The organism is Mucilaginibacter sp. (assembly GCF_028288105.1).
Classification (GTDB): domain Bacteria; phylum Bacteroidota; class Bacteroidia; order Sphingobacteriales; family Sphingobacteriaceae; genus Mucilaginibacter.
In genome coordinates this window covers 1-8,063 of sequence record NZ_JAQBOI010000043.1, presented here as the reverse complement: position 1 = coordinate 8,063, position 8,063 = coordinate 1, and the positions used below count along the sequence as shown (strand labels likewise).

10 protein-coding genes are annotated in these 8,063 nt (G+C 42.3%); 1 reads left to right on the top strand and 9 read right to left on the bottom strand.

Features of this window, described 5'->3' with window-relative positions:
* The 8 genes from rplS to JWQ85_RS02880 all read right to left on the bottom strand — a co-directional run.
* The coding region (rplS, locus tag JWQ85_RS02915; RefSeq protein ID WP_367186178.1) for a 50S ribosomal protein L19 at positions 1 to 328 on the bottom strand (328 nt) is incomplete at its 3' end.
* Positions 329 to 541: 213 nt separating this feature from the next.
* The gene (trmD, locus tag JWQ85_RS02910) at positions 542 to 1,216 is read right to left on the bottom strand and encodes a tRNA (guanosine(37)-N1)-methyltransferase TrmD (RefSeq protein ID WP_299463671.1); all 675 of its coding nucleotides are present in this window, start codon (positions 1,214 to 1,216) and stop codon (positions 542 to 544) included.
* Between the two features lie 88 nt (positions 1,217 to 1,304).
* Positions 1,305 to 1,691 (bottom strand): VOC family protein, encoded by a 387-nt coding sequence (locus tag JWQ85_RS02905; RefSeq protein WP_299463668.1) that lies wholly within the window; start codon positions 1,689 to 1,691, stop codon positions 1,305 to 1,307.
* Positions 1,692 to 1,718: 27 nt separating this feature from the next.
* Positions 1,719 to 1,919, bottom strand: coding sequence for a helix-turn-helix transcriptional regulator (locus JWQ85_RS02900; RefSeq protein WP_299463665.1), 201 nt, complete (start codon positions 1,917 to 1,919; stop codon positions 1,719 to 1,721).
* A gap of 9 nt (positions 1,920 to 1,928) precedes the next feature.
* Positions 1,929 to 2,831, bottom strand: a complete 903-nt coding sequence (locus JWQ85_RS02895) for a hypothetical protein (protein ID WP_299463662.1) — start codon at positions 2,829 to 2,831, stop codon at positions 1,929 to 1,931.
* Positions 2,832 to 2,858: 27 nt separating this feature from the next.
* Positions 2,859 to 3,302 carry a hypothetical protein gene (locus tag JWQ85_RS02890; protein WP_299463659.1) on the bottom strand — a complete coding sequence of 148 codons (444 nt, stop codon included), beginning with the start codon at positions 3,300 to 3,302 and terminating at the stop codon, positions 2,859 to 2,861.
* A 202-nt stretch (positions 3,303 to 3,504) separates the two neighbouring features.
* Positions 3,505 to 4,032, bottom strand: coding sequence for a ribosome maturation factor RimM (rimM, locus tag JWQ85_RS02885; protein ID WP_299463656.1), 528 nt, complete (start codon positions 4,030 to 4,032; stop codon positions 3,505 to 3,507).
* A gap of 80 nt (positions 4,033 to 4,112) precedes the next feature.
* Positions 4,113 to 4,667: a 30S ribosomal protein S16 gene (locus tag JWQ85_RS02880; RefSeq protein WP_299463653.1), complete on the bottom strand. Its 555-nt coding sequence runs from the start codon at positions 4,665 to 4,667 to the stop codon at positions 4,113 to 4,115.
* Positions 4,668 to 5,096: 429 nt separating this feature from the next.
* Between JWQ85_RS02880 and JWQ85_RS02875 the strand changes: the two genes are divergently transcribed.
* Positions 5,097 to 6,989, top strand: coding sequence for an SPFH domain-containing protein (locus JWQ85_RS02875; protein WP_299463650.1), 1,893 nt, complete (start codon positions 5,097 to 5,099; stop codon positions 6,987 to 6,989).
* A gap of 202 nt (positions 6,990 to 7,191) precedes the next feature.
* Here the strand turns inward: JWQ85_RS02875 and JWQ85_RS02870 are convergent.
* The coding region (locus tag JWQ85_RS02870; RefSeq protein WP_299463647.1) for an ATP-dependent 6-phosphofructokinase at positions 7,192 to 8,063 on the bottom strand (872 nt) is incomplete at its 5' end.

The window sequence follows — 8,063 nt, the reverse complement described above, 5'->3', positions numbered from 1 at the left end:
TACGAGCTGCTTTACCGGTAAGGGCACGCAGATAGAACAATTTAGCGCGACGTACTTTACCAACGCTGTTTACTTCTATTTTATCAATATTTGGAGAGTTGATAGGGAAGATACGCTCAACACCTATACCGTTAGAAACTTTACGAACTGTAAAGGTTTCGCTGTTGCCAACGCTGTTGCGTTGTAAACAAACACCTTGGTAAAGTTGTATACGTTCTTTGTTACCTTCTCTGATTTTATAATGCACGCTAACAGTGTCACCAGCCTTAAACGACGGGAAGGTATTCTTAACTACTGATTGCTCTTCTACAAATTTTACTAAATCCATGATTTTTAGCTCTTAAAGCGATTTTTAACCCGTAAAAATCGGAGTGCAATTATAAGGATATTATTTGGATTTTAAAAACCTATTTTAAAAATTTCCACAAATTGTGTTTTGTCCACAAACAACGTGGGTTTTTGATTGATCGGGTTGATTATGAGAGAGATTTTAACCCATGCAACCATTCACCGATAAACTTACTCAGCAACTCTCCACTGTTTACTCCAATAAATCGGGTCTTCTGGTCCTGGTGCGCTCCATGGCTTGTTCAAAACGCCATTTTTCTACTTCGGGGGTATTGCCGCTTAACAATATATCGGGCACCTTATGCCCATTCCAATCCGCAGGGCGGGTATAAACGGGGGCATCAAGCATATCATTCTGAAAAGAATCTGATAAAGCCGATGTTTCGTCAGATAGTACACCTGGTATAAGCCGAACCACAGCATCAACCAGTACCGCAGCGGGCAGTTCGCCGCCGGATAGTACATAGTCGCCTATCGAGATCTCGCGTGTAACGTAGATGTCCCTGATGCGTTGGTCTATTCCTTTATAATGGCCGCAAAGTATAATTACATTTTTTTTGATAGATAGCTGATTAGCTATCTTTTGATTCAGCGTTTCACCATCCGGCGACATAAAGATGATCTCGTCATACTCGCGTTCGCTTTTCAGTTTCTCGATACAGGCGGCAAAGGGTTGAATGGTCATTACCATGCCGCTGCCGCCGCCATAGGGGTAATCGTCGACACTTTTTTGCTTGCCGGTAGAGTAATCGCGCAGGTTATGCACTACAATTTCGGATATGCCCTTTTTTTGCGCACGCTGTAAAATAGAGTGGGCGAAAGGGCTTTCCAGCAGGCCGGGCAAAACAGAGATGATATCGAAACGCATGGCGCAAAGATACTTTTATTAGATACACGAGTAAAGAGCCAGGAATCAAGACTTTTTCTTGGCTCTCCATTCTTGACTCTTCTTTCTTTCAGATCTTCTTCTGTATTTGCCAGCAATGGCCAAAAGGATCGATGATATCGCCCTGGCGATAACCATAATCAAAATCTTGTACGGGCGAGGTAATCTCAGCGCCGGCAGCTACAGCCTGTTCTACAACTGCATCTACATCCTCTACAAATATATTTACCGAAACGGTACTTGCTCCTGCTCTTTGCGGGCTTACCAGCTTTGTTTCCCATTGCTCATGCATATGGAATATAGCACCGTTTATAGAAAATTCAACTACGTGGATGCTGTCATCGTCGTTACTAAAGCGTCGCATCTCCTCAGCGCCAAAGGCTTTTGTGTAAAAACTTACATCAGTTATCCCATTGGGGATAATGAGCATGGGTGCAAAAGTGGTTTTTGTTGCCATTGGTTAATCTTTTAATATAAATCCTCCCTAATCGCCCTCTTCTAACTCAAAAATGTCTTCAACTTTTTTCCCAAACACACGAGCTATTTTAAGCGATAATACGGTTGAAGGTACATATTTATTACTTTCTATAGTATTAATGGTTTGACGTGATACGCCTATAAGGCTGGCTAAATCGGCTTGTGTAATGTTCCTTATAGCGCGTTCTACACGCAATGTATTTTTCATGGTGCGTGGTTATAAAATGTTTACGTTTAAATTGCTTCTTCTGGCCGCGTTATCCTGTTGCCTGATCCTGTATAAACGGTAGTGGAACACTATCAAAAATATTGTAGGGATAGTAGCCAGGTTTAATACCATTATTAACAAAAAATCGGTACCGTAAAAAACAAAGTTAACCAACAATAGTATTAAATAGTTCGCATAAACCGCAATTTGCATGGCATCCAGCCTAATGGCGTTAATGTATTCGTCTTCCTGTTTTTCTTTAGAGAACACCCAAGCCAGCATCGCCAAAGGCAGTATATAAAATACCCAGGTAATATCCTGCTCTCTATAGCCTTGCACTATTACAATTACACCAAATATTAGTGTTAGTATTTGTCCAATTACGCGATAAGGATTATTTGATAAAAACCTGGTTGGCTTTATTTCATACTCATCGTTATGCCTGTATAACAGATAATAAAAACGTGCCGTGAAAATTAATAGCGGTGTAAATAGATTGTATACCATAAAAGTATAGCCTTCCGCGAAAGCGTCGATCCCGCTTTCAAGTGCTTTTAGGTGAAAACCATTAACAACGGCTACTACAACTAAAAACACGGCATACCAGGCGTAATTAACTAATATAGCCCAGTATAAGGCATTAAGCCGAATGCTGGCTGTTAACTCATCCTCGATTTTTTGTTTGCTAAACGCGATGAAAATTAACCCGGCAACAACCAATATTAAAGCAAGTTCGTTAGTGAAGTTTTCAAAAGCGGGTAAAAACAAGTTATTGGCTTCCCTTAGTTTTAAACCAAAGCCCGGAATTTCGTAGGCTTTATAAACAACCAGGTATCCAAGCACAAAGCCGGGCAATGCCAAAAGCCATCCTAATAGCTTAAAGCCGTGTGGTAGTAATAAGCGTGATTTCATGATTGTAAGTTTAATAGTGTGGATTAATTATGATAAATCAACTTCTTTTCCTGCGTCCCTGTTTAGGCGGAAAATCATCCAGCGAAAACGAATAATAAAAAATATCAGAGGGGCCCACACCGCGGTTAAAATAACATGAATCAATTCGTTTATGTTGGTAAGCACAACACAAATGGCCAGCATAAAATAGTTCAGATACACAGCCCACTGCAATGATTCTAATCTGATGAGCGAGATGTGCTCATCTTCTATTTTTTCTTTAGAGAAAGCGATAAATATTAATCCAAAAAGCACGAGCAAAGCGATAGCATCATGCGAGAGTTTCATGCCCGGTTGCGGATCATGATGCAATTCCTGTGCAAAGCCATTTGGATGCATTATTTTAAAAATAATGCCCAATAGAACAACTGCAATGAAACAGAAGTACCCTATCCTTCGATAATAATGTGGGAACAAAAATCGTGATTTCATGATTGTAAAGTTTGATTTACCAAATGTAAAACAAAGTTTACAAAAGTCAAACATGTTTGACAAAATATTTTTTGCAACTGTTTTTCTTGCAGAAATGCTATGTGAGAAGGAAGTAAATGGAGTTATTATTTAAAACAAAAAGACGCTAACCCACAAATTGCTTTGCGACTTAGCGTCTTTGCGTGAAATAAGCTATTGTGTTTTATCCCTCTAAATAAACATCCAACAAACCATCCGGCAGGGCAATATAGATCTCGCCGCCTTCCACGTCAATTCCTTTTATGATATCTACATTAAGCGGAAACAATACTTCCTTGCTTTTAAAATTTACCGATGCTATTAATTGCTGTGGATATTCTACCACATCCAGTATCTCGCCCAGTTCGCCGTGGATCTCATCAACCGCGATAAAGCCCTTTACATCTTTAAGGGTAAATTCTTCCTTTTTCTTTTTAGGTTTTACCTTGTTTGGCAGGTAAATGTCCTTCTTAACCAGCATGGCTGCTTTTTCAATGGTATCTACATCTTCCAGGTTAAGGTAGGCCTGGTTCTTTTGCAAAAACTTTATTGAGCTTACAAAATAGGGTACCAGCTTGCCGGCAATATCCACAAACAGCGATTTAATTTTTATGGTATCGGCATCCTCAAAGTCGATATACAACTGCATTTCGCCTTTTAAGCCCTTGGTTTTTAAAATGCTGCCTAACCTAAAACAATCTTCGGTTTTCATAATACAAATGCGTTTAAATAACAATGGCGAAGAACCGTTGGGTTGCTTCGCCATATGTTTTAGAACTTTCGTTCAAATAATTACTCAGCGCTTTCTGCTTTAGTTTCAGTATCATCAGCAGCTTCTTCTTCAGCAGGTGCTTCAGAAACAACTTCTTCTTCTACTTCTTCGGCAACAGGAGCGTTTTTAGCAGCGATAGCTGCAGCTTTATCTTCTTTCTTTTTAGCTTCAGCAATTAAAGCCAATTTACGGGCTTCGTCTTTTGCAGCGTTAAGATTTGATTTTTTACCTGTTATTTTGCTGTCTTTTTGATCTAACCATTCAGCAAATTTAGTTTCTGCCTGTTCTTCGGTTAAAGCACCTTTTTTAACACCGCCTTGTAAGTGTTTTTTGTATAATACGCCTTTGTAAGACAGTATTGCACGGCAAGTGTCTGTTGGCTGTGCGCCATTGTTAACCCACTCAAGAGTTTTTTCGAAATTGATGTCAATTGTAGCCGGATTGGTGTTTGGGTTGTATGAACCTACACGCTCAATAAAACGACCGTCTCTTGGAGCACGGGCATCTGCTACTACGATATAATAAAAAGGTTTTCCTTTTTTACCGTGTCTTTGCAGTCTGATCTTAGTTGCCATTCTTTTGTTTTTATGTATTCAACATTGTCCCCGGAGTTCTTTCTGCGGGGATGCAAAGGTAAATAAATTTATATTAAATTAAAAGCCTAATTATTAATAGTATATAAGCGGGCGAATAATTAATGGGGGAAAGGCAAAGTTTATGAGTTAACTCACCTCCCTGCCCTTTCTTTCCGAAGGAGGGGGGAAGAACGACCGAAAAATCTTCACCTTCTTTCCGCGCAGCGAAGAGAGGGTCGACAAGCGAAGCGATGCCGGGGTGAGTCAAATCGCCTAAATGCTACGCAAAAAATATTTCCTTTCTTTTTTGTAACAACTATTATTCCTTCTAATCATATGTAACGCTATATAGCCAAGGTCTCATAAAGCTATAAGTTATTGTGAGGAGCCCGCACCTTAAGGGCCCCGTTAAATTAATCAAAAACAAAAATGTCTGAAACAATTATTCAACTCTGGTGGGTGTTCCTGCTGGTTGGCGCTTTGGTGCTTTACAAATTTGTATTGCGCGTATTATGTGGTATGATCATCGTTCCTGATGACCGCATTGGTTTGGTTGTCAAAAAATTCACCCTTTACGGGAGCAAACGGCTACCCGATGGCCGTATTATCGCTATTAATGGCGAAGCGGGTATGCAGGCCAAACCGCTTGCCCCGGGCTTGTACTGGCGCATGTGGCCGTGGCAGTATGTAATTACTATGGAGCAGTTTACTATTATCCAGCAGGATAGGCTGGGCCTGGTAAAAGCAAAAGACGGCGCCCCAATGGATATAGGCCGTGTACTGGGCAAGCCGGTTGATTGCGATAAGTTCCAGGATTCGCAAGCCTTCCTGGAAAACAACGGACAAAAAGGCCCGCAGGCGGCTTTCTTAACTCCGGGTAATTACCGTATCAACACTTTCCTGTTCGAGATTGTGATGGTACCAACCACCAGTATTCACGAAAACAAGGTGGGTATTGTAACTACTTTAGATGGGGAGCCTTTGGATAAAGGCGAAATTGCAGGCGGCTCGGTTGCCGGCCACCGTAATTACCAGGACCCGATGGCTTTCATCATCGCAGGTGGTAAAAAAGGATTGCAGGAAGACGTTATCCTGGCAGGTACTTATTACCTAAACCCGTGGTTCGCTATTGTAGAACAGGTAGAAATGGTCCACATACATATTGGTTATGTGGGCGTGGTTAACTCCTTTGTTGGTCCCGAAGGCAAGGATACCAGCGGCGTGGGCTTTACGCATGGTAACATTGTTAAAAAGTACGACAAAGGTGTTTGGGATGAACCTTTAGACCCAGGCAAGCACCCCGTAAACATTTATACCCATACGGTAGAAATTGTACCCACTACCAATATCGTGCTTAACTGGGCTAACAGCCGCACCGAATCGCACGAGCTGGATAAAAACCTGTGTACAATTAGTGTGCGTTCATCCGATGGTTTTACATTTAATTTGGATGTTTCGCAGATCATCCACATCCCTCGTAACGATGCGCCAAAGGTTATTGCCCGTTTTGGTAATACAAAAAACCTGGTATCGCAGGTGCTGGAACCCACTATTGCCAACTACTTCCGTAACTCGGCACAAAAAAGTGGTGTTATCGAGTTTTTAACCAACAGGTCGCAAAGGCAGGAAGATGCCCGTGCCCAGATCAGCAAAGTGCTGGCCGATTATAACGTAGAGGGTGTGGATACATTAATAGGTGACATTGTGCCGCCGGAAGCATTGATGAAAACCCTTACCGACCGTAAAATAGCCGAGCAGGAACGCGTTACGTACGAAATTCAAAAAGGCGCCCAGATAGAGCGTAAGGAATTTGAGAGCGCCAAAGCCGGTGCCGATATGCAGCCCGAGGTTGTAAAATCAACCCGGCAGGTAGAGATAAACACCCAAATGGCGGCCTCAAAAGTTGCTGCCGCGAGGGGTGACGCCGAATCGAGAGTAATTAACGCTAAAGCGGATGCCGAGAATAAAACCATTATTGCCCGTGCCGATGCAGAAGCGAAAACTATTAACGCTAAAGCGGATGCCAATGCAACCGAAGTTAATGGTAGTGCCGATGCCGGTAAAATTAGGGCTATAGGTTTGGCCGAAGCCGAGGTTACCAAACAAAAAACTGAGGCCATGGGTACCGAGCAGTATGCTATAGTACGTGTTGCCGAAGCTTTAGCCAGCAATGGTATTAAACTGGTACCCGAGATTTTAGTTAATGGCCAAAACGGCGGCGGCAACGGTATGATAGATGCCCTGATAGGCACCGAAATGCTTAAAAAACTGCAAAGGGATGGTGAAGCGAAAGTTGTTGACATTACGCCGAAAGCGGGGTAATACATACGCCCTAACCGCCTGTCATTTCGAATGAGCAAGAGGTGGGAATGAGCGATGGGGCGAAGAGAAAACTTTTACACCATGCATGTCTGCTACTTGTTAATTCTAAAAGATTTCTCCTCGTACCTCGTTCGAAATGACAATTTAAATATAAAAAGAGCCGCTCAATTGAGCGGCTCTTTTTATATATGTTCATCCAACTTTATATCGCCAGTATCTCTACTATCTTTAAAAAGTTGGGGTTAATCTCAACATTATGTTTGCAGGCATGCTCAAACGGGGTATATGATATTTCGTTATGTATAACGCCTATCATTTCGTTACGATGGCCATCCTTTAAAGCTTCGACAGCGGCAACACCTACACGGCTTGCCAATACCCTATCCATACATGACGGGCGGCCACCTCTTTGAATATGACCAAGGATAGAAACTCTTGTGTCATAATTCGGGAAGCGCTCTTTTACATGGCGGCCTATTTCAAAGGCGCCGCCAGCATCGTCACCTTCGGCTACAATAACAATTTTTGACAGCTTATCTTTACGGCCATGTTCCAACCTCTCGCACAGTACGTTGATATTTGTTTCAGTTTCGGGGATAATAATAGCCTCTGCACCTGAAGCAATGCCCGTGCGTAAAGCAATAAGGCCCGAGTCGCGGCCCATAACTTCTACAATAAACACGCGATCATGCGATTCTGCGGTATCCCGGATCTTATCCACCGCGTCAATAACGGTATTAATGGCAGTATCATAACCAATGGTAAAATCGGTGCCTAAAAGGTCGTTATCAATAGTGCCGGGTAACCCAACTACAGGGATATCATATTCTTCGCCAAAAATATGCGCACCTGTAAATGTGCCATCACCCCCAATAGCCACAAGGGCATCAACACCGTGTTCTTTTAGTTGTTCGTAAGCCAGTTTACGGCCTTGCGGGGTTCTAAATTGCTCGCTGCGTGCTGTTTTAAGAATTGTACCACCACGCTGAATAATGTTGGAAACAGATTTCCTGTCCATGGCGAAAAATTCACCATTTATCATCCCCTCGTACCCTCTGCGGATACCGGTAACTT